We start from the raw sequence: 22,301 nt of genomic DNA, 5'->3' as shown, positions 1-22,301 counted from the left end.
TAACAAATACAGAGCCCTTCTCTTTGAGGAGGGCTCTTTTTTTATTATAAAAAAAATAAATCTGTGAAAATCGCTTTAGCTTCTCCTTTATATCCTCAGTCTATACAGCATGCTTTGCAGCAGGTTGAAATGTATGCTTCGGAAGCTGCTGCTAAAGGTGCTTCTGTGATTTGTTTTCCCGAGTCGTTTTGCCGGGCTATCCATCTAAAAGGTACTCATTGCCGTCGCGTGTAAGCAAAAAAACCTGCAAGATGCATTAGCAGGCGTTGTAAAGATGGCTAAAGAAAATAATGTTGCTACCATTTTACCCATGGACTGGTATGAAGATGCCAGATTTTTGAATGTCGCTTTTGTGATATCCAGAGCAGGTGTTGTGTTGGACTATCAACCGAAATGCCAGCTAGACCCCACTGAAGATGGTATATGGGATGCTGGAGACAGCAGAGCCGTTTTTGAGCTAGACGGTGTCAAAATTGGCATTGCTATCTGCCACGAAGGTTTTCGCTATCCCGAAACGGTTAGGTGGGCCGCTGTTCGGGAGCATCCGTTGTTTTCCATCCGCATTTCACGGGTAGTAACGCAAAAGGAAATACACTTACTGACTGGGGTGCTGCGTCAAATCCTTATTACGAAAAAGCGATGATTATGCGGGCGGCTGAAAACACAGTCTTTTTCGTGAGTGTCAATTATGCGGTGAAATATCAGGAATCGGCGTCGTCAGTGATTGGACCAGAGGGTAATTGCATTGCTTTCCAGCCTTATGGGAAGTCTGGTGTTTTAGTAGCGGATATTGATGTTTCATTGGCCACACGAAGGCTTGCCATGCGATTTAAGCTAGAACTTTACCTGTTGTAAATCTTTTAAAACATTTAGTCATCCATTTCTTCTCTAATAGCATCGCTGATGTTCACCAAAACCTTATCTATACGGTGACCATCCATATCCATTATCTCAAAATCAAAGCCGTTCCATTCTAATTTTTCAGAGGCGGTTGGTATACGTTTTAACTTGTGCAAGATAAAACCGGCTATCGTATCAAATTCCTGTTCTCCTTCATTCATCCAATCTGCTTTGTCGAAATAAGAAAGGAAGTCATAAAAAGGTAATTGCCCGTCTACCAGGAAGCTGCCATCTTCTCTTTGTATTACCTCGTACTCGTCGTCGTCATGCTGAGGCATATCGCCTATAATCGCTTCCAGTATGTCTTTTATGGTGATCATGCCCAACACGCTTCCATATTCATCCACAATGAAACAAGAGTGTAGCTGTGATTCCTTGAACTTTTCCATCACCTTAAAAGCTGTGTTATTTTCAGGCACGAAGAGTGCCGGCCGCATCAGGTCTTTGAACAAGATGGTATCCCGGTTGGTGTAAAGATCTTTAAGCGAAATAACCCCTTTAATATTATCGATCTCGCCTTCACAAATGGGGTATATAGAGTGGGGCTCTTTCAAAATCTTCTCCTTGATCATTTCCTCAGTGTCGGTTGTGCTGAACCAAACGATATCGCTGCGGTGCGTCATCAGTGAAGTAATATTCCTGTCGCTCAGATGAAACACCCGTTCGATGATCTCCTGCTCGGTTTCTTCGAGCGTCCCTTGTTCTGTACCCTCGTTGATGATCGCCTTGATTTCTTCCTCGGTAACCTGTGAATCATCGGTTTTGATCTTAAATAATCTTGTGATCAAACCGGTCGATTTTGTCAATAACCAAATGAAAGGGAAAGTGATCCAGCTTACAATCCGCATAGGCGCCGCTACAAATTTAGCGATGCGCTCAGGAGAGGACAAGCCGATACGTTTAGGGATCAACTCACCAAACACCAGAGAGAAATACGTGATTAGTATTACTACAGCGGTCGTAGCAATTCCTTTGCTGTACGGCGCCAGCGCGGGAAACCGCTCTACAAAAGCAACGATGTCGCCCGTAATTTTATCGCCTGAATAAAGACCTGTTAATATACCTATCAGCGTTATGCCGATTTGTACGGTTGAAAGAAAATGATCCGGATGATTAGCCAGCGCCAAGGCATCTTTCGCTTTTTTATCCCCTTTATTTGCCTGTGCCTCTAATCTCGCTTTTCTGGCAGACACCAACGCGATTTCCGCCATAGAGAAGAGGCCGTTCAGTAAAATCAGTAAGGCTATAATGAGTAATTCCATTAAATTATTATTGAATGCTTATCGAAGATAGGAAATCCGAATTTTCTGTTGAATATATTACCGGTAAACAAACCGATGCCCGTGCCAAGCAAAGCGCCGGCCAGCACATCAAAGGGATAGTGGACTCCTACATATATTTGTGCGAACCCAATGATCGCGGCCCATACAAATAGCAACCATGAATACCTGAAAATGTTTTTAAAAGTAATAAAGAAGAATGCCGAAATGCCAAAATGATTAATGGCATGATTGGAAACAAAGCTAAACCCGCCGCTGCATCTTCCCAGCAACATTCTCACATGACCAAACATTTCCGGATCAGAACAAGGGCGGAGCCGTTCAAAGCCTTCTTTAAAGACCCTTGCGCCGACCAGATCGGTGCAGGCCGTTGTGGCTAACACCAACGCAAACCACCACCATCCGTTCTTCTTAAAGTTAATGACTGTAAAGGCTACGATAAACAAGTACAAAGGTCCCCAGGCAAAAGAATTACGCATAAACGGCAAAACACTGTCAAGCTGCGTGTTAGCCATCTTTATATTAATGAGTTCAAACAACCACCGGTCGGCATTTACAAACCATTCCGGTAAGGGAATATAACCAGGTATATCCATAAGATGCAAAAATAGTGATACTGGTCAATTTTTCCCTTAAGTTTATGATCCTTTTACCGGTATCCGTTACCTGACTGTTTTTCTAAAAGTCGCATTCGCTGTGGCGGCAATATGTATGCATGGCAACTTTATATTCAACGGTGCTTAACATCTTTTACAAGTTCCTGGCTTATCTTAGCGCTCATGAACCGTAAGAAGTTTATCGCTTCAACAACGGCTTTTGCCGTTAGCCCCTTTTTATCAGCTAAGGCAGACAGCATGTTTCCAGCGGATGAGGAAAAGGAAAGTATCCCTCCTTATTTAAAGCCCGGTGATATGATCGGGATCACTTCTCCCGCCGGATATATTACCCGTGAGGGTATTATCCCTGCCGCCACATTGCTCCAGCAATGGGGCTTTAAAATTCGTGTAGGGTATACCATAGGCAAGCGCGATCATACTTTCGGCGGCACTGACGACGAACGGTTGCAGGACTTGCAGATGATGCTTGACGATCCGCAGATAAAGGCGATCATGTGTGCCCGCGGCGGTTATGGCAGCGTGCGCATTGTAGACCGCCTGAGATGGGACAAGTTCAAAAGCCATCCGAAATGGGTGATTGGCTTCAGCGACATCACGGTGCTGCATTCCCATATTCAAAAAACACTGGGAGTTGCTACCATTCATTCCAAAATGTGTAACAGCTTTCCGGACGCTTGGGAAACGGCAGATCCTTTGCAAAAGCAAACGATTGAATCTATACACCAGGCGCTTACCGGCCAGCGCATGCAATATACGGCAATAGCCGACGCTCAAAACCGCATGGGCAGTGCCACTGCCCCACTGATAGGGGGCAATCTGAAAACGCTTGAGAGCCTTGCAGGATCGGCGTCTGATATCAACACAGATGGAAAGCTGCTTTTCGTCGAAGACACCGGTGAATATCTTTATAGTATCGACCGGATGTTTTGGAACCTGAAGCGCACCGCCAAACTGTCCAGGCTCGCAGGGCTGATCGTTGGGGGAATGAAAGTGAAGCAAGATGACCCCGGTGAATACTTCGGACAATCGGTATATGATATCGTGCTCAATAAAGTCAGGGAGTATAACTATCCCGTTTGTTTTAACTTTCCTGTTGGACACCAGATCGATAATTTCGCGGTGAAATGCGGCGTCCGGCATGAGCTAGTCGTTAATAGCTCAGGGGTTTCTTTAAAAGAATCGCTTTAATTTTTTCTATTCCTATGTCTGTTAAAATTCCACCTTATCTAAAGCCCGGAGATACTATAGGACTGATATGCCCTGCCGGCTACATGGACTTTCAAAAAGTGGCTGAGTGTGTGCGGGTGCTGGAAGAAGTATGGGGCTACAAAGTAAAGATCGGAGCGACGGTGGGAGGTTCTTCACCGACCTACTTTTCCGGGACGGACGAAGAGCGGCTCAGGGATCTGCAGGAGATGTTAGATGATGATACCGTTCAGGCAGTGCTCTGTGCCAGGGGTGGTTATGGAATGGGCCGCATCATTGACGAGCTCAATTTTAAAAAGTTTCGCAAGAAACCTAAATGGGTGATCGGGTTCAGCGATATTACCATTTTCCATACGCATTTGCATTCAAACTATTCTATTTCTTCCCTTCATGCGCCAATGGCTGCAGCGTTCAATGATGAGGGATACTCCAATAGCTATGTCCTTTCCCTGAAAGACGCATTAGAGGGAAAACCTGCCAGCTACACCTGCGATGCCCATGAGTTGAACAGAACAGGAACGGCCAGTGGTGCATTGGTAGGCGGTAACCTGGCCTTATTAGTACACGGTATTGGTACGCCTTCTGAGATCAAAACGAAGGGCCGCCTTCTTTTTATTGAAGACATCGGCGAGCAGAAATATGCGATAGATCGGATGATGGTGCAGCTAAAAAGAAGTAATAAGCTGGAGCACCTTGCAGGACTAATTGTAGGGGGATTTTCGGATACACGCGATACGGACCGGCCATTCGGAGCGTCAATACAGGAGATCGTTTTAAATGCGGTAAAATCATATAGCTATCCCGTTTGTTTCGATTTCCCGGTGAGCCATGAGATGGAGAACTATGCTTTGAAGATCGGAGTGGAATACCGGCTACAAGTGGGCCGGGAAAAAGTAACCTTGGACGAATAATAATCGCAAAAAGCAAAAAAAATCCCCAACATTAAAGATGTTGGGGACTTCATCAAAAACCATTAACCATTAAACCTTATCCTATGAAAATTCAATTCGAAATTACGACATAAAGGGATATTTAGCAAACGATTGTTAATACTTTTATCAAATTTTCACATTTTTTTATCATTTTATTTAGGCTGACTTGACGAGAAGTATTCTATGTCAATGAAAAAGAAAAGAGACCTTGACAGTCCAAGATCTCCTTATTCCCATGTAAAACAACGGAAGGGGCCGGCGTGTCCGACGCGTTCCGTAGATTAAAGTACGAAAAGATTTGGTCTGCTGTTTACAGCACGCCAGAATATTGATCGTAAACAACTGAATTTGCCAGATACTGCATGGGTAATTGTTGTATTTGGGCGTGCGGTCTCTTTGGCGGCTTAGGTCTGCGCGGCGGGCGCGGTGGCCTTGGAGGAGCGCAGGAAGCGACGATAATGGCTGTTGTTGCCAGCAACATATACAAGTAGCTTAAAGGGCGAACTTTCATATTATCCTGATTTTTCTGGAATACTCGCAACAAACACGCCAAATCCGCTTCATAAAAAAGCCGTCTGTAGATCAGACGGCTCCTTATTTATACGATAATCTTAATTTAGAAGGTATATCGTGCGGAAACTCCTACGCTGGGATAGAAGTTCTTGTACTTGTGATAATCAAAAGGCTCCACTACGGCAATAGTGGGTCGCACGTCAGCTGAAACAGCTAAAGGTATCTTAGAAAATTTGTAGTCAGCGCCACCGGTTGGATACAACCCAACACCAAAACCACTGTAATACTTATCATCAGAGAAAGTGTTAGACAATACCACACCGCCGCCCACGAACCATTTCAATCCGGGCACAGGTTTAATGTCAAAGTGGTGCTGATAGGTTCCTGAAGCGGAAACGCTTGTCCAGCGTGCTCCTCCAAATCTGTCAGGATTAACGCCGAGGTTAAACTCTAAAGCCGAAGCATCATTTAAAAAAGTTTTGTACGCAGCTGACACTACATCGTAGTAACCGCTTCCCAACCGGAGGCCGATCGATTGTCTGTACTCGCTTTGCGCCAGCAGTGCAGTAGCAGCGCATACAAAGGCCATTGTAAGAACGAATTTCATTTTCATAATTGGATAATTTTTAAGAGCGCAAAGGTACAAAATACAACGCTTGTACAGCAAAAAAAAGAGCCTGTGTCTTTAAAACACAGGCTCTTGTCAACTATTTAATATCAAATGATTAAAAGTCTTTGTTGTAGTCGCTGCTACGGTCACGGTATCCGCCGCCGCCATAACCGCCGCTGCTTTTCTTGTAACCGCCGCCGCCGTAACCGCCACCGCTGTTACCGCCGAAGCTTCTTTTTTTGAATCCGCCGCCGCTGTTACCGCCTTCTTTTGGACGGCTTTCGTTTACGACAATGTTTCTGCCGTCAACTTCAGTTCCGTTTAAAGCGTCGATAGCTGCTTGTGCTTCATCATCGCTTGCCATTTCAACAAAACCAAAGCCTTTGCTACGGTTAGTGAACTTGTCTAAAACGATCTTTGCAGAAGATACTTCGCCATGTGGGCTAAAAAGGTTTTGTAAATCCTGGTCCTTTAGGTTCCAGCTTAAATTACCAACGTAAATGTTCATTTTTTTTGTTTTAAAGAATTTTAAAGTAAGTGAGAAACAGTAACCAAGATCAATGAACATTTATGTAACATGGAACCTTAATACTGAATATACACCATAATATATTACAAATATAACCCGTAATTTAATAAATACTGTAATAATTTTGTATTAAAAGGCAAACAAAAAAAGCGCCCACCTGAAAGGCGGGCGCTGAAAATGAATTGTCAAAAGAACAAATTACTCAGCAACTACTTCAAAATCAACCTCGGTAGAATGACCATTCCCGAAGTCAATGGTTGCTTTATGGGTTCCTAATTCTTTAACTTCTTCGTTAATCTGGATCTTTTTACGGTCGATTTCGTAGCCTTTTTGTTCACGGATCGCGCGGCTGATCTGAAGATTAGTTACGCTACCAAAAATTTTACCTGTCGTACCTGTTTTAGCGCCGATAGTTAAAGGCGAAGCGCTCAGTTTGCTGATCACATCATTGATGGCAGCCAGCATAGCATCTTCTTTTTTCTTAGCTTGTTTAAGCCTTTCCTCTAACTGTTTTTTGTTACCTGCGCTGTTTTCAACTGCTAATTTGCGAGGCAGTAAGAAGTTACGGGCATAGCCGTTTTTTACATTTACTACTTCGTTCGCAGCGCCCAGATTGTCTACGTCCTGGATTAAAATTACTTCCATTGTGTGGTTTTTAGTTCCCTCTTGCCCAATCCTTGATTGTGACTGTCCTTCGCCTGCGGCGAGTTAGGGATGGTTACTAATTGGTTCATGATTGATGGCTCGTCGTTTTTCGCTATGAACCATCAACTATAGCTATGAACTATTTTAAAAGATCTGTTACGTAAGGTAAAAGTGCCATCTGGCGGGCTTTCTTAACAGCATCAGATACTCTGCGCTGAAATTTCAGGCTGTTGCCGGTTAAACGACGAGGTAACAGTTTACCTTGCTCGTTCAGGAACTTTTTCAGGAACTCTATGTCTTTGTAGTCAACATAGCGGATGCCATATTTCTTAAAGCGGCAGAATTTTTTTACGCGCTTGTCGGTTTTAATGGCCGTAAGGTATTTGATTTCATTCTTTGCCATAATATTAAGCCTCCACTGCTTTTTCAGTTCCTGTTTTTACGCCACTAGCTTTTTTTGCATTATACTCAACGGCGTATTTATCGAGTTTAGTGCAAAGGTGACGAAGCACAGCCTCGTCGCGAAGAAGCTGGATCTTCAGCTTCTCATTGAAGTCGGATGGCGCAGTATATTCCATTACCCAGTATAAACCTGTGGTTTTTTTCTGGATCGGATACGCCAGTGATTTCAATCCCCATGGATTTTCGTGAACGATAGAGCCACCTGCTTCTGTTACCATGTCGGCAAACTTTTTCTGAGCAGCTTTAAACTCATCTTCGCTTAAAACCGGGGTAAAAATCACCATCAATTCATAATTGTTCATTACCCTGTGAAATTTGGTTAAAAAATAAAAATTTCCCCAGCGTTTTGCTAAGGGGCTGCAAAGATAGGTTTTTTCTTCTAAAAGACGGTGTAACCGTTGCCGCATCAGAATTTCGGAGGCCCTGCCAATTCCGGTAGCCGGCGTGAAGCGGCGTCCGCAAATTTAAGTTTATTAATTACCGTTGAAAGTTAAGGGATCAATTGGACTTCGCCTGTCGCATGGGCTCCGGCTGAAGGCGTTATAAAACGTTGATAACTATTTGCTAAAAGAAAAAGCCCGGGCGTCTATACGCCGGGCTCTTAAAAATTAATGGAGCGGATCATTGGTTGTCACCCAAGCTATACTCGTTGTTTTCTTCGTCCTCTTCGCCGATCTCTTCATTTTCATCGTCCGCTTCCTGTCCGGGAACATCCAGATCTTTTCCATCTCTGGGAATCTTTTCATTCAGTTTTTCACCTTCAAAGTCTGCGTTGTCCAATTGCGCACTTTGGAGGTCCTGATCATCATCAGTTTGCATGAATTCGGACTGCCGAAGCAGCTCTTTTTCTTCTTTGCTGACGTCGGTGTCCATATCGAGGTCCGGGTCTTCTCCTTCCTGCGGATCATCCAAAATGCCCACTCCTTCTTCATCGTCGGACGCGACTGTCAGATTCTCATCCAGACTGGGTTCAGGAGGTTTTACATGTTCTTGTCCGGGGATGTCGCTCACTTCCGGAAGATCCATTGTTACTTCTTCGGGCGCTAACTCTTTTTTATCTTTTTCTGAATCGGGCAGATCTGTATGTAAGTTTGTCATAGATACGAGGGTTTAGTTCTCTTACAAAAAAACAAATACAGTGCCATTACCCATTAAGGAATGCCTAAAGCCCTGTTGCGATGATCAGCGATCAAATAGTATTGATGACTTGGCGATAAATAAAAAGCGTGCCTTAAAGCTGTAACTTTTAAGACACGCTTTGCGCAGCAATAGCCGCTAATTATTTCAGCTCCTCTTTGATATCTTCCATCAATTTATGCGCGATATGATTGGCTTTGCTTTCAAAATCACTTTCTGAATAAATGCGGATAATAGGCTCCGTATTCGAGGTGCGAAGATGTACCCAATCGTTATCGAATTCGATTTTAAGCCCGTCTTCGTCATTGATCGGGTTCTTGGCATATTTCTTTTTAATGTTTTTAAAGATCGCTGCTACGTCCACACTGCTATCCAGCTCGATCTTATTCTTGCTGATAAAATAATCGGGGTAATGGTTACGCAGCGATTTGATGCCGCCTTTCTGATTTGCCAGGTGCGAGAGAAACAATGCAATGCCGATCAGGGCATCCCGTCCGTAGTGGAAGTCCGGAACAATGATACCGCCGTTGCCTTCACCTCCGATCACAGCGTTAACCTCTTTCATTTTATGAACCACATTCACTTCTCCAACAGCAGAAGGGAAGTATTCGCCGCCTCTTTTCAGCGTAATCTCTTTCAATGCCTTGGTGCTGCTCATGTTGCTGACCGTGTTTCCTGGACGCTGAGATAAAATATAATCGGCAACGGCCACCAGGGTATATTCTTCGCCAAACATGCTACCATCTTCACAAACAAAGCAAAGCCGGTCTACATCGGGATCTACAGCTATTCCCAGGTGTGCTTTTTCTTTTACTACTGTATTGCTGAGCTCGGTGAGATGGTGGGGCAGCGGCTCAGGGTTGTGCGCGAAGTTTCCGTTGATCTCTTTATTCAGTACGATGATTTTTTCAACGCCTAATGCCCGGAGTAAAGCCGGAACAAAAGTGGCTCCGGTAGAATTGATCGCATCTACAACTACTTTGAAGTTCTTGCCACTAATCGCATTTTTATTGACCAGGGGGTAATTCAGAATCGCATCAATATGTTTTTGCATGTAGCTGTCGTCAGTCGTTACTTTACCCAGCTTGTCAACAGGACTGAAGGTAAAGTCTTCCGCTTCCGCGATGCGCAACAGTTCCTGACCGGTGGCTCCGGAGATAAATTCGCCCTTTTCATTCAGCAGCTTCAGCGCGTTCCATTCTTTGGGGTTGTGGCTGGCTGTCAGGATAATGCCCCCGTTCGCCTTTTCCATTGGCACCGCTATTTCAACAGTTGGAGTGGTGCTCAATCCGAGGTCTACCACGTCAATGCCCATAGCAGACAATGTTGATTGAACCAGGGCGCTTACCATGGCGCCGCTGATGCGGCCGTCCCGCCCGATTACCACTTTCACGGTGTTGCCGGTGGCATTCTTTTTTAAAATGGAACCGTACGCGGCTGTGAATTTCACCACATCAACAGGCGATAATGTCGAACCTGTCTGTCCGCCGATCGTTCCGCGTATTCCTGAAATACTTTTTATTAGAGGCATATAATTTCTTGTTTGGGTTGCAAATGTAGCTAGAAAAGTCGGGAAGATGGAGGTGGGAAGTCGGGAAGTCGGAGGTCAGAAGTCAGAAGACGGAAGACGGAAGTTCGAAGACGGCAAATCGATTCTTATTTTATTTGTTGATCGGTACTTCTGAAAATTAAAGCCTGCCACTTTTCAGCTGGAAAGAATTTGTTAATTAACTATCATTGAACCTTTCATTTGGCAAGAGCGCAGCGGATTGAGATGATTTTTCGATTACCGGATTAAAAATTAAATTTGTAAAAACATTCAAATGGCAAACGTATTAGAAAAAGAATGGAATAGTTATTTTATGCAGTTGAATGAAACAGAAAAAAAATCTGTTTTGCAAATGATTCGTGCTTTTGTGAAGGGGCGTAAAAGAGAAGAGGCAATAACTATCGAGCAATATAATCGTGAGCTGGATGAGGCTGAGAAACAAATTGAGGCGGGAGATTTCATAACGCAGGAAGAGTTGGAAAAAGAAATGCTGAAATGGTAAATGACCACCTACAAATTGTATGGAGCCGTGGAGCGTGGCGACAGTTGGAAGCTGCTTATGAATTTATACAAAAGGATTCGTTGGCAAACGCAGAGAAAGTGAGAGCAGCCATTATAGCAATCACTAAAGGGCTTACAAAGCATCCGTGCAAGTACAATCTTGATAAATATAAAATCGAAAATGACGGGAGCTACCGGGCTTTCGAAAAACATCGCTATCGAGTAAGTTATCGGGTATTGAAAAATATAATAAGAATATTAAGAGTACGCCACACCAGCATGAAACCGAAAGACTATTAGCAAGCACCCGTCCCTCTACGCCACGCGTTCAAACCACCCGCCATATATTCCTCCGCTTAATCAATAATAATTACCTTTGGCCGTTAATTACAGGATTTTAAAGTAATATATGAGCGAATATAAAAGAGTATTGGTTACGGCCGCCCTGCCGTATGCAAATGGGCCTATACATATCGGACATCTGGCGGGATGTTATATACCGGCAGATATCTATGTCCGGTTTTTGCGGGCGCAGCAAAAAGACGTGAAGTTTATTGGAGGAAGCGATGAGCACGGCGTTCCTATTACCATTCGTGCGATGAAGGAAGGCGTGTCTCCCCAGCAAATTGTGGACCGGTACCACGAACAGATCAAGCATAGCTTTGAGCAGATGGGTATTTCTTTCGATGTTTATTCCCGCACGTCCAGCCCAGTGCATCATGAAACGGCATCCGCTTTTTTTAAGAACTTATACGATAAGGGGCTGTTTGAAGAAAAGGAAAGCGAACAATATTTTGATGAAAAGACGAACACGTTTTTAGCAGATCGCTACATAACCGGCGAATGCCCGGTGTGCCACAATCCCAATGCTTATGGCGATCAATGTGAGAAATGCGGAAGCTCTCTTTCCCCTGAACAGTTGATCAACCCGCGCAGCACATTAAGTGATGCGATACCTGTCAAAAAGAAGACAAAGCACTGGTATTTTCCGCTGCAGCAATATGAGTCCTTTTTAAACAAATGGATCCTCGAAGATCATAAAGAGTGGAAGAATAATGTGTACGGCCAATGTAAGAGCTGGCTGGACAGCGGATTGCAAAGCCGCGCAATGACACGCGACAGCAACTGGGGCATTAAAGTACCCTTGCCGGATGCGGAAGGAAAAGTACTGTATGTATGGTTTGATGCGCCTATCGGTTATATCTCGGCTACGAAAGAGCTCACGGATCAATGGGCCGATTACTGGTGCCAGGAAGACACCAAACTGGTCCATTTTATTGGGAAGGATAACATCGTGTTTCACTGCATCATTTTCCCTTCCATGCTGAAAGCGCACGGCGGGTTTGTATTGCCGGATAATGTGCCGGCCAACGAATTCCTTAACATAGAAGGAGACAAGGTTTCCACGAGCCGCAACTGGGCCGTGTGGGTACATGAATTTATTAAAGATTTCCCCGGCTGCGAAGATGTGCTGCGTTATGTGTTGTGTGCCAATGCGCCGGAAAATAAGGATAACGATTTCACCTGGAAAGACTTCCAGGACCGGAACAACAGCGAGTTGGGATCTATCTTTGGAAACTTTGTCAACCGCACTTTCGTATTGATGCACAAGCTGTGCGGAGGAAAGGTGCCGAAGCTCCATGCGGAGATCCTTGATGATAAAGACAAAGGTATTATCGCCGATATTGAAGCTGCCAAAGGGAAAGTACAAACTGCATTGGAGCATTACCGGTTTCGCGATGCTTTATATGAAGTAATTGATCTGAGCCGCAAGGGCAATAAATACATGCAGGAAAAAGAGCCCTGGATCGCAGCTAAAAAACTGGCTGAAGACCCTGAAGCTCAAAAGAGCATAGATAACTGTCTTCACCTTTGTTTACAGCTAACGGCCAACCTGGCGATTTTGGTCAATCCGTTTCTGCCTGCAACTGCTAAAAAAATGTTGCACATGATGAAAGTGGTAGATAAGATGCTGGATTGGGAGAATGCGGGAAAGACCAACCTGCTTAGTGTCGGCTACAGCTTGCGTGCGCCGGAAATACTGTTTAGAAAGATTGAAGATGCAGAGATCGAGGCGCAGATACAAAAACTGAAAGCGGGCGCAGCGTCGGCTTCCTCCAACTCCTCCAACGGAGGGGATTCGAAAGTTGCAGAAGCTCCATCTCCTTCGGAGAGGACAAGGGCGAATACCCTGAAACCTGAAATTGTATATGATGACTTCGCTAAACTCGATCTTAGATCAGGCACGATCCTGTCAGCAGAAAAAGTGCAGAAAGCCGATAAGTTATTAAAGCTTGAAGTGGACCTGGGTTTTGAAAAAAGAACGATCGTGTCCGGTATTGCCCAACACTTTGATCCTGAAAGTATTGTTGGTAAAAAAGTGGTGGTAGTGGCCAACCTCGCTCCCAGAAAAATGAGAGGAATTGAAAGTAATGGCATGATATTGATGGCAGAGGATGCGGACGGCAAATTAATTTTTGTAAATGCAGACGCCCCGGTGGCGAATGGCAGTAACGTAAGTTAGCACAACTTAACAATTGTTTACAGCAGGCCGGATGTTTTGTCCGGCCTTTTGTTTATTTTTAAGCATTGGCTGTTCCTATGTAATCATTGACTATAAACCATAAATACGGCATTTGAAGAAGAGGATTAGTTTACGAGAACTGAAGCTGAAAAAGCTGCGTTTTAAACGGCTGCGCTACCGGACCATGCTCATATTGCTTGGGGTCATAGCCACCGTTGTATTAGCATTTAATTTTTGGTTCATTGATCACGCTGAGGAAGCCCTCGAGCAAATAGTTTCCACCCAATCGAAAGGAAAGCTGAGACTGAAAGTAGCTGAGTTCAAATTCAATTGGATTAAAAATAAGATCGAGCTCAAAGACGCCTCGATATTCAGTACAGACTCGACGGCATCGACAAGCTATGCGGTCAATACCAAAAGCATCCGTATCAAAGCCAGGGGATTTTTGCCCTTATTGTTCAACAGGGAAATACTCATCGACTCCATAAAGCTCGATGCGCCAAAGGTCGTCTTTACGCGTAACCGCGCGCGCCGTAAAAGCCGTAAGGATACAACCACAGACAACAGCAGCTTTTCAGTAGCCGAGGAAATGGGGCGGATCTCCAAGTCGCTCACCGAGGCGATTAATGTATTGCAGATAGATAAATTCCGGCTGGACAATGGAAGCTTTTCACTGATCGACAGGACCAAAGCCAGTGAGCGGCCGTTTGCCGTAAGCAACATCTTTGTACAACTGGACAACCTGCAGCTTGATAGCACCACCGGCGGAAGGCACAAGGAAAAGATCTCTTTTACCGACAATATCGCAATAAGAACCTTCAATCAAAACATCGCATTTCCGGGCGGCAGGCATTTCATATCGTTTAAAGATTTCAGGGTGAACCTGCAGAACCAGCGGGTCGAGTTTGACAGCTGTACGCTCCGGGCCATCAAAGGCGACAGCTCCAAGACCGCATTCCGGATCTTTTTCGACAAACTGCAGCTTACCAATATCAACTTCGATTCTTTATACAGCTCAGAAACGATCATCGCTGATTCCGTATTCTGTAACCGGCCACAGATCTACCTGGACATTGACAGTGACCGGAGCAATGGAAAAGATGACAAGAAAAAGAAAGGGCGGAGAGAACGTGTTGACGATGTGATCCAGCAGCTGCTGGGCGATATGAAACTGGGTTATGTTGGCGTAAACAATGCCGATATTGACGTGAATACCATACGCGGTGGTAAGACCAGCGTATTCTCCTCCCGCAACAATAATTTCGATATGTATGGGCTAGTGGTTCGGCAAAACGAAGAGCGACCCATCTCGCTCGACAAATTCGTCATGTCGCTTCACAATTATGAAAACGTGCTGCGCGATGGGCGGTACGCTATTTCATTTGACAGCGTCCGGTTTGAGGACGATGTGATCAACCTGAGTAAATTTAATTTCAAAGAGTTTGACCGGGGAAAACCGATCAAAAGCCTTTCTATGCCGAGCTTCCAGGTTCGCGGGCTTTCATGGGAAGCACTTTTATATGAGAACGTATTCTCCGCGCAAAGCGCCGTGTTTTATGACCCCAAAGTCAATTATGTCTTAACCAATAAGAAAAGAACCCGATCAAAAAACTTATTCGAAACGTTGAATAATGTGGATGACGTCATGGATCTGAAAAATCTCGGCATCTATCGCGGTGATATCGTGTTGACATTTCCGAAAGGCGGCACTTTGCATCTCACCAATACCCATCTTGATCTGCGCGCCAACGAGTTCACGAGTGCCAACCGGATCAAGAGCGTGCAACGTTCTGTGAACCTGCTGAGTTTCGACAGGGGGATCTTTAAAAAAGGTGATCTCACTGCCAACCTGTACCAGGTCCATCTTTCAGAGAATAAAAGCGGTTTATCCGCGGCGAAGATGCTGCTGACTTCCCGCGCAGTAAAGGCGGATGCCAATGCTATGTATATCGGAACTGTGGTGCTGGACAGCGCCAGTCAAAGTGTGATGATCGATGGCGTCAAATGGAAGAATGCTTCCGTAAATATCACGCAAGCCGGCGCCGGGAAGGCTCCCGGACCTACGCAAAAGAAAAAGACGCCGCTCGTACTTAAAAATATACACGGGGCTAATACTTCTATTGAGGCGCTGATCAAAGACAATAAGATCACGGGCACTTTCAATACGATCCTGCTGAACGAGTTTACGCAGAATGTGGCAGGAAAGCCGGAAATACAGGGGCTTAGCCTGGATGGACAAGATGTGTTAATGCTGGGCCCGGATTTGCGGGTTTCAGTAAGCAAGCTTGACATCAAGGACAAAAATCACAGTATCATCGAAGATATACAGGTTGAAAAAATCAATATGCTTGACTCTATTGTCGCGATGATCCCGAGATTGACGATTATACCTAATATCACGGAGATTGTTAGCGGCAACCTGACCCTTCAGGGCCTCGTGCTCACCGATCCGAAAGTCGACGCGAAGATCGGTTACAAAGACAGCGCAGATAAGGCAGCCAAAAAACCGCTTCGTATCGAGCTCGGTTCCGCTTTATTGGAACGCCCGGATATCCGGCTGGAACTGGTGAACAAGCAGGACTCGGCCAGCTATATCAGCTGGGACGGGGCTAAATCCAACAGTTATCTGCGGATCAAAGAGTTTACGTCTACGCCTGAAGCGCCGGTGAAGGCGGAGCAGATCAAAATGTATCTCACTAATTTTCAATTCATCACCGCCAGGGCCAAAAAATATGCGACCAATGATAACAAGCTTAATATAGAGCTTAACGATGTTCTGGTAAAGGAGAGCGACGGGAATAAGCTGGACTGGCGTGCAGATCTGAACATTCTTTCATTAGACAAACTGGCCTTCGACAGTTTAGGAAAAAACAATGCGGTGCTGGAGCTGGACAAAGGTGATGTCCGGCATGTGGCACTGAATTCGAAATATATGGGCAGCATCGGTGACATCATTACTAATAGTGACCGGCTGAGTGTGAACGGAACGAATGGTAAATTTACTACCGCTAAAAGTAATCTTCAATGGTACGGTTTTACCGTGAAAGATCGCGTATTGGGTGTCGACTCGCTGAGCCTGGTGCCGCAGCAATCGGTAGAAGAATACCGGGTTTCGAAAGCCTTCAATGAGGACTATCTGAAAATCAAAACCGGGAAAATTATCGGCGGACCAATTGACCTTGAAAAGTATAACAACGACAGCATTTTGAGTATCGGTCGCATCGAGCTGAATGATGTCGATCTGTTTACTTTTAAAGATAAGACGCAACCCGACACGGCGAAGCGATACAAACCGCTGCCGGCCGAGATGTTGCTAAAGCTGAAAAGCAGCCTGAATATTGACAGTGTGAACCTGAATAATATGCACGTAACGTATTGGGAAATCAATCCCAACACAGATACTTTGGGGATCATACCAGTGGCCAATCTCAATGCAGCGATAAAGAATATTAAAAACTATAACATCCAACCGAATGACAGTATCTATATCATTGCCTCGGCTGACGTGTTGAATGAATTGCACACGAGACTTAACGTGGCCCAGTCTTATGTAGATACGACTGGTTATATGCGCATGCAATTAACCACTGGCCCGATGGATCTGACGAAATTCAATGCCGTATTGGTGCCGCTGGTGGGTGCCAAGGTGTTCAAAGGTCAGCTGGGTCAACTGCAGGTGAACGCTATCGGAAATAATGATGCGGCCATTGGATCGGCCTACATGTATTATGATGGCTTAAAACTTGGCTTGTTGAATAAAAAGGATTTGCCCAACCAAACTTTTATAAACAAAGTGGTGAGCTGGGCTGCCATGACCTTCATTGTAAGAAATAACAACAAGGGCAAAAAGTCGTTGGTGTTTTTTGAGCGGTGGCAGGACAAATCTCCTATCAATTATATTATCAAAACCACGTTGGAAGGTATCAAGTCCAGCATCGGTCTGCCCGGAGCCAAAAAGAAATTACGCAAGTATAAAAAAAGGGCGGACCGGGGTGACAAAATGCCTGTTGACGCCGCTTCCGACGAATGATCCGAACGATGACATTTTAAGTAAATATATATTTCTTCCCTCTAGAGTATGACAACCAATAACCTATTACCCGACTTTAGTTTCAACGGATACGAATTTTCCGTGGATCCGTCAAGAATTCAGATTGACATTGTCTTTGCTTATCTCAGCCAGGAAAGCTATTGGGCCAAAGGTATTCCTGTAGAGACCGTTGAAAAGTCGATAGCACATTCCATATGTCTCGGCATTTATGAGCCGCAAGGGGCGATGGTCGGATTCGGTCGCCTTATCACAGACCAGGCTGTATTTGGCTATCTGGCCGATGTTTTCATTGTGGAATCCCATCGTGGGAAAGGTTTATCCAAGATGATGGTGCAAGCCTTTACGCAGCTCGTGGAACGCTTCGGATTAAGACGCACGATGCTGGCTACCAGGGATGCTCATGGCCTGTATGCGCGATTTGGCTTCGAGCCGGTAACCGAGCCTGAGGTGTGGATGTCCAAAAAAGGCGTTGCCTATCCTACTTCGTAAGCTTCAGGTCAGAAAGAAGCCATTTATGCGTATCCGCGCCACGGCCGGATGACCGGTCAACGTGAGTAGCCAACAAGCGTTCTGCTCCCTGTCTATTAGTCGATCTATCTTATATATTTATTTGTGATAACTTTGCGCGCTAAATCGCTACGCTTTGTTATGGATAGAATCTATTTAGATAATGCGGCCACTACCGCTCTGGACCAGGAAGTATTGGATACCATGTTGCCCTATATGACCACTCATTTTGGAAACCCGTCCTCTATATATTCTTATGGACGTGAAACCCGGCTGGCTATCGAGAATGCCCGTAAGACGGTAGCCCGCCTTCTGGGTGCGCATCCTGGCGAAATATTTTTTACTAGCGGCGGCACAGAAGCCAACAATACGGCTATACTGGCGTCTCTCCGTGATCTGGGTTGTAAGCACATTATCACATCGCCCATTGAACACCATGCCGTGCTGCACACGGTGTCTCATTATGCTGCCGGCGATGTATCGCACAGCTTTGTAAAATTGCTGCCCGATGGACATGTGGACCTGAAGGACCTGGAAACGCAACTGGAGCGTGCCGGTAAGAAATGCCTGGTCAGCCTCATGCATGCTAATAATGAAATCGGGAATTTGCTGAGCATTAATGCAGTAAGCGCATTGTGTAAAAAGTATGATGCGATCTTCCATTCTGATTGCGTTCAGACCGTGGGGCATTACCCTATCGATCTGAGTCGTATACAGGTCGATTTTATTTCTGCCGCCGGCCATAAATTTCACGGTCCGAAAGGCACCGGTATTTTATATGTTAGCCGCGATTTGCGGATCAAACCCATGATCCACGGTGGTGGCCAGGAACGCAATATGCGCGCCGGAACAGAGAACATTTATGGCATAGTAGGTTTTGCAAAAGCGCTTGAGCTGGCTATGGCCCATTATGAAAAGGACTCGGCCTATATCAAGTCGTTGAAAACATACATGGCGGAACAATTGCAAAAAGAAATACCGTCTGTCACTTTCAATGGGGATTATAATGGCAGTTCTTTATACACCGTGTTGAATGCCTCTTTCCCGTTGAGTGAAAAATCTGAAATGTTATTGTTCAATTTAGACATCAACAATATTTGTGTTTCCGGTGGCAGCGCCTGCAGCAGCGGAGCCAACCAGGGCTCCCATGTGATCAACGAAGTAAGCGGCGATCCTAACAAAGTGGCCATCCGTTTTTCTTTTAGCAAAAACAATACGAAAGAAGAGATTGATATCGTAATTGCGAAACTGAAGGAGTTGATGTAAATTTTTTATGACAGGAACCGCGGGAAAACGAAAGCATCAGCTTGTACCGCCTTCATTCATGATTAAACAACGATTATAAGTACAATAACAATAGCCTGAGACACCATTTGAAGTGGCTCAGGCTATTCCTTATATTAAAAATAGGTCAATCTAATTAATAGTGACCGGTGCGGGGTTTTGAATTTGAATTCCTTTTCTCATATAAGAGTATTTTCGCCCGGTGCTGTCGGGAGCAGCATCTAAATCCAGTCTGTAAACACCGAATCCACCTTTGCGTCCCTGCAGAGGATTCCAGTATGCCATGCCCAGAACACTGCCTATATCTTTGCCTTCATAGATAAAAGAAGTGCCATCCGGTCCATATTTTTCAGTGTCCTCTGTGACGATGAATTTTTTCGATGGAAGAATTCCTCCCCCGAAGTTGTCGTACCGGTTTTGAAGCACGCTGGCACTCGTAGCCCTATAAGCCTGTTGCGCCAGATAATTAATGTAGGGTTCTATGCCTAAATCAAACTGCCCGTCAATAATCAATAACTTATCTGTACCGGACAGGGGTCCCAGGTGGTTAGAGAGCGATTTAAACAAGCGTTGTATATGAGGGTCATCGGTTGTGTATCCAAATGTACCTTTCCCACGCTGATCGCCAAATAGATTTCTATCTCCATAATCCGCTTCAAAGTCAAGGTCAAATCCATCCAGCTGGTGGTAGTCAATGTAATCTACTATATATTTTGCAGCGCTGTCGATTGCGGCCATGGTATCTTTCTTATTCAAAAAAAGGTCGGGAAAATCATTTCTCATTATGTTCACAACCTGGTATGTCCATGCGCAGACAACGAACTTCGTTCCTTTTCGCTGACGCACAGACTGTAGCATTCTCCATCGTGCAGTATCTTTGGGAAGGGTGGGGTCAGGGGCTACCCAAAAGCCGCCTCCATCTCCCCATAAGCTTACAATATCCATACTATCGGGTAAATCCTCAAAGCCTGGTACCCAGGTTGGATCCCATACCCCGTTTATATTTCGTCCATAAGCAATGGAATTGCCCGCCCATCCAAAGGATACGGCATGATCACTTTTCTTGTAGGCACGCAAGGCTTCGTAATAGGCCGTGCTATCCAATGGGTTATCAATTTCTGGGATTATCACCCCGCTTCTTTTACACGAGTTAAAAAGAAGTAATCCGCAAGCAAATGCGATCAAGTGAAGTTGTAGTTTTTTCATTGAAGTTAAAATTTAGAGTGTATATAGTTATAAGAGCAATGTTATAGTGTAAATAGACATGGTTTTGAAGACGCCTGTTTTGCATAGTCGCTTTTTAACCACTCTATTTGCAACGCTGTATCAATATAGACCCTTGAGGAAGGAAAAAGGGGGGGGCAGTGCATAAATATTTCTTAGAAGAATCTATTGCGATCGGCAGTTTGTCAGCAAGTGCTGCTGACCATTATCGGGTTGGTGTATAATCTACTGCTCCGGAATTCTATAATCCGGATCATCCATAACATCTACTTCAATCACTCCCGCTGCGTTGGAAAGCAACCGCCTGCAATCAGGGCTCAGGTGGCGCAGGCGCACTTTCTTTCCGGCATCCGCATATCGTTTTGTGATCTTATTGACTGCTTCAATCGCACTCATATCGCTGATGCGACTTTCACGAAAATCAATAATAACCAACCCGGGGTCGTTGGCTACGTCAAACTTTTCGGCAAAAGCGGTGGTAGAACCGAAGAATAAAGGCCCGAAGATTTCATAATGCTTGATGCCGTCCGCATCCAGGTATTTCCTGGCTCTGATCCTCTTGGCGCTTTCCCAGGCAAAAACCAGCGCAGCGATAATGACACCGATCAGTACGGCCAAAGCCAGGTTGTGCAGCCATACCGTTACCGCTGCCACCAGGATGCCAACGAGGATGTCGGCTTTCGGCATTTTATTGATGATCCTGAAGCTGGCCCATTCAAAAGTGCCGATGGCTACCATCATCATAACACCGACCAATGCCGCCATCGGCAAGCGCCCGATCAGCGGCGCACCAAATAAAATGATGGCCAGGATGGTGATAGCTGCTATAATGCCCGACAGGCGGGCCCTGGCGCCGGCTGACAGGTTTACAAAGGTCTGCGCGATCATAGGGCAACCCCCCATGCCGGTAAAGAATCCGTTCAATAAGTTGGCCGTGCCCTGTGCCAGGCACTCGCGGTTGCTGTTGCCCTTGGTGGCTGTCATTTCATCCACCAGGTTGAGGGTTAACAATCCTTCCGTTAGGCCCACGCAGGCCATGACCAATGCATAGGGAAAAATAATTTCTAAGGTTTCAAAGTTGAAAGGGATCGCGGGAATGTGAAAAGGAGGGAAGCCGCCCGCGACTGATGCGATATCGGCAACGGTTTTCGTTTGAATGCCCAGCAACTCCACCAGTGCAAACACAACGATGATCGCTACCAGAGAAGAAGGGATGGCTTTGCTGATTTTGGGAAACAGCAAAACCACTGCGATCGTGACGGCTACCAGGCCCAGCATCGTGTATAAAGTGGCGCCGGTAAGCCAGGCGCTCCCGTCCGCTATCTTGAATTGCGCAAGCTGCGACATGAAGATGATCACGGCGAGCCCATTGACAAAGCCATACATCACCGGTTGTGGCACCAGCCTGATAAATTTCCCGAGCTTAAAAATTCCGACAAGCAGTTGCACCACTCCCGCAAGCGCTACCGCAGCAAATACGTATTCGATGCCGTGCGACTTCATCAGCGCGATCAAGGTCACGACCGTTGCTCCTGCCCCGCCGGATACCAGTCCCGGCCTGCCGCCCAAGATGGCCGTGACCAATCCCATAATAAACGCGGCATACAAACCTGTAAGTGGCGGGAGGCCGGCCAATATGGCAAACGATAAAGATTCAGGGATCATCGTCATGGCCACGGTAAGACCGGCCAACACTTCAGTTCTGTAATCTACTTTTTGGGAAAAATCGAATAGTTTAATCAGGGGTGTCATATATAAACCGCAAAAGTAGTTAACGACGCCTAAACTATCGCTATGAACTGATTTCTGAGCGGTTGGACGTGTGTGTAA

The 22,301-nt window shown here is 45.4% G+C and carries 22 protein-coding genes; 11 read left to right on the top strand and 11 right to left on the bottom strand.

The window, feature by feature from the left end; all coding sequences use genetic code 11:
- Nucleotides 1-63: 63 nt before the first annotated feature.
- From ACU37H_RS08865 to ACU37H_RS08855, 3 genes are read left to right on the top strand one after another with little or no spacing between them, the layout of a single operon-like run.
- Nucleotides 64-234 (top strand): hypothetical protein, encoded by a 171-nt coding sequence (locus tag ACU37H_RS08865; protein ID WP_472701884.1) that lies wholly within the window; start codon nt 64-66, stop codon nt 232-234.
- Between the two features lie 40 nt (nt 235-274).
- Nucleotides 275-643, top strand: a complete 369-nt coding sequence (locus tag ACU37H_RS08860; protein WP_472701885.1) for a carbon-nitrogen hydrolase family protein — start codon at nt 275-277, stop codon at nt 641-643.
- Complete coding sequence (locus tag ACU37H_RS08855) at nt 640-855, top strand: hypothetical protein (protein ID WP_494407599.1); 216 nt, start codon at nt 640-642, stop codon at nt 853-855. Before ACU37H_RS08860 ends, ACU37H_RS08855 begins: the two co-directional genes overlap by 4 nt.
- A gap of 14 nt (nt 856-869) precedes the next feature.
- On the opposite strand, the gene ACU37H_RS08850 is transcribed toward ACU37H_RS08855, so the two are convergent.
- Both ACU37H_RS08850 and ACU37H_RS08845 read right to left on the bottom strand, forming a co-directional pair.
- On the bottom strand, nt 870-2,162 hold the full coding sequence (locus ACU37H_RS08850) for a hemolysin family protein (protein ID WP_472701887.1): 1,293 nt from the start codon (nt 2,160-2,162) through the stop codon (nt 870-872).
- Nucleotides 2,162-2,776 (bottom strand): phosphatase PAP2 family protein, encoded by a 615-nt coding sequence (locus ACU37H_RS08845; protein WP_472701888.1) that lies wholly within the window; start codon nt 2,774-2,776, stop codon nt 2,162-2,164. The genes ACU37H_RS08850 and ACU37H_RS08845 overlap by 1 nt, the downstream gene beginning before the upstream one ends.
- 183 nt (nt 2,777-2,959) lie before the next feature.
- Here ACU37H_RS08845 and ACU37H_RS08840 point away from each other — a divergent pair, with 183 nt between their 5' ends.
- Together ACU37H_RS08840 and ACU37H_RS08835 are read left to right on the top strand one after the other, a co-directional pair.
- Entirely contained in the window at nt 2,960-3,985 is a 1,026-nt protein-coding gene (locus ACU37H_RS08840) for a S66 peptidase family protein (protein WP_472701889.1), read from the top strand.
- Between the two features lie 14 nt (nt 3,986-3,999).
- Complete coding sequence (locus tag ACU37H_RS08835) at nt 4,000-4,914, top strand: S66 peptidase family protein (RefSeq protein ID WP_472701890.1); 915 nt, start codon at nt 4,000-4,002, stop codon at nt 4,912-4,914.
- 637 nt (nt 4,915-5,551) lie between these two features.
- On the opposite strand, the gene ACU37H_RS08830 is transcribed toward ACU37H_RS08835, so the two are convergent.
- The 7 genes from ACU37H_RS08830 to glmM all read right to left on the bottom strand — a co-directional run bounded on the left by ACU37H_RS08830 (nt 5,552) and on the right by glmM (nt 10,362).
- Nucleotides 5,552-6,061 (bottom strand): hypothetical protein, encoded by a 510-nt coding sequence (locus ACU37H_RS08830; protein WP_472701891.1) that lies wholly within the window; start codon nt 6,059-6,061, stop codon nt 5,552-5,554.
- A 112-nt stretch (nt 6,062-6,173) separates the two neighbouring features.
- Complete coding sequence (gene rbp / locus ACU37H_RS08825; protein WP_472701892.1) at nt 6,174-6,566, bottom strand: RNA-binding regulator; 393 nt, start codon at nt 6,564-6,566, stop codon at nt 6,174-6,176.
- 219 nt (nt 6,567-6,785) lie between these two features.
- Nucleotides 6,786-7,232: a 50S ribosomal protein L9 gene (rplI, locus tag ACU37H_RS08820; protein WP_472701893.1), complete on the bottom strand. Its 447-nt coding sequence runs from the start codon at nt 7,230-7,232 to the stop codon at nt 6,786-6,788.
- Nucleotides 7,233-7,371: 139 nt separating this feature from the next.
- Nucleotides 7,372-7,635: a 30S ribosomal protein S18 gene (gene rpsR, locus ACU37H_RS08815; RefSeq protein WP_114792984.1), complete on the bottom strand. Its 264-nt coding sequence runs from the start codon at nt 7,633-7,635 to the stop codon at nt 7,372-7,374.
- 4 nt (nt 7,636-7,639) lie between these two features.
- A complete protein-coding gene (rpsF, locus tag ACU37H_RS08810) occupies nt 7,640-7,996 on the bottom strand; it encodes a 30S ribosomal protein S6 (RefSeq protein ID WP_472701894.1) in 357 nt (118 codons plus the stop codon).
- 319 nt (nt 7,997-8,315) lie between these two features.
- Nucleotides 8,316-8,792, bottom strand: a complete 477-nt coding sequence (locus tag ACU37H_RS08805) for a hypothetical protein (protein ID WP_472701895.1) — start codon at nt 8,790-8,792, stop codon at nt 8,316-8,318.
- A 181-nt stretch (nt 8,793-8,973) separates the two neighbouring features.
- The gene (glmM, locus tag ACU37H_RS08800; protein ID WP_472701896.1) at nt 8,974-10,362 is read right to left on the bottom strand and encodes a phosphoglucosamine mutase; all 1,389 of its coding nucleotides are present in this window, start codon (nt 10,360-10,362) and stop codon (nt 8,974-8,976) included.
- A gap of 292 nt (nt 10,363-10,654) precedes the next feature.
- Between glmM and ACU37H_RS08795 the strand changes: the two genes are divergently transcribed.
- From ACU37H_RS08795 to ACU37H_RS08770, 6 genes are all read left to right on the top strand, one after another.
- On the top strand, nt 10,655-10,882 hold the full coding sequence (locus tag ACU37H_RS08795) for a hypothetical protein (protein ID WP_472701897.1): 228 nt from the start codon (nt 10,655-10,657) through the stop codon (nt 10,880-10,882).
- On the top strand, nt 10,876-11,181 hold the full coding sequence (locus tag ACU37H_RS08790; RefSeq protein ID WP_472701898.1) for a type II toxin-antitoxin system RelE/ParE family toxin: 306 nt from the start codon (nt 10,876-10,878) through the stop codon (nt 11,179-11,181). The genes ACU37H_RS08795 and ACU37H_RS08790 overlap by 7 nt, the downstream gene beginning before the upstream one ends.
- Before the next feature lie 109 nt (nt 11,182-11,290).
- Nucleotides 11,291-13,405 carry a methionine--tRNA ligase gene (gene metG, locus ACU37H_RS08785; RefSeq protein ID WP_472701899.1) on the top strand — a complete coding sequence of 705 codons (2,115 nt, stop codon included), beginning with the start codon at nt 11,291-11,293 and terminating at the stop codon, nt 13,403-13,405.
- Nucleotides 13,406-13,517: 112 nt separating this feature from the next.
- The gene (locus ACU37H_RS08780) at nt 13,518-17,435 is read left to right on the top strand and encodes an AsmA family protein (protein ID WP_472701900.1); all 3,918 of its coding nucleotides are present in this window, start codon (nt 13,518-13,520) and stop codon (nt 17,433-17,435) included.
- 48 nt (nt 17,436-17,483) lie between these two features.
- Nucleotides 17,484-17,945 carry a GNAT family N-acetyltransferase gene (locus ACU37H_RS08775; RefSeq protein WP_472701901.1) on the top strand — a complete coding sequence of 154 codons (462 nt, stop codon included), beginning with the start codon at nt 17,484-17,486 and terminating at the stop codon, nt 17,943-17,945.
- Nucleotides 17,946-18,104: 159 nt separating this feature from the next.
- Nucleotides 18,105-19,229, top strand: a complete 1,125-nt coding sequence (locus ACU37H_RS08770) for a cysteine desulfurase family protein (protein WP_472701902.1) — start codon at nt 18,105-18,107, stop codon at nt 19,227-19,229.
- Nucleotides 19,230-19,379: 150 nt separating this feature from the next.
- Here the strand turns inward: ACU37H_RS08770 and ACU37H_RS08765 are convergent, their stop codons facing one another.
- Complete coding sequence (locus ACU37H_RS08765) at nt 19,380-20,453, bottom strand: glycoside hydrolase family 18 (RefSeq protein ID WP_472701903.1); 1,074 nt, start codon at nt 20,451-20,453, stop codon at nt 19,380-19,382.
- Between the two features lie 243 nt (nt 20,454-20,696).
- Nucleotides 20,697-22,223 carry a SulP family inorganic anion transporter gene (locus ACU37H_RS08760; protein ID WP_472701904.1) on the bottom strand — a complete coding sequence of 509 codons (1,527 nt, stop codon included), beginning with the start codon at nt 22,221-22,223 and terminating at the stop codon, nt 20,697-20,699.
- Nucleotides 22,224-22,301 lie beyond the last annotated feature (78 nt).

Source organism: Niabella sp. ZPM-14, assembly GCF_055693045.2.
This window is presented reverse-complemented; position numbering and strand designations above follow the sequence as displayed.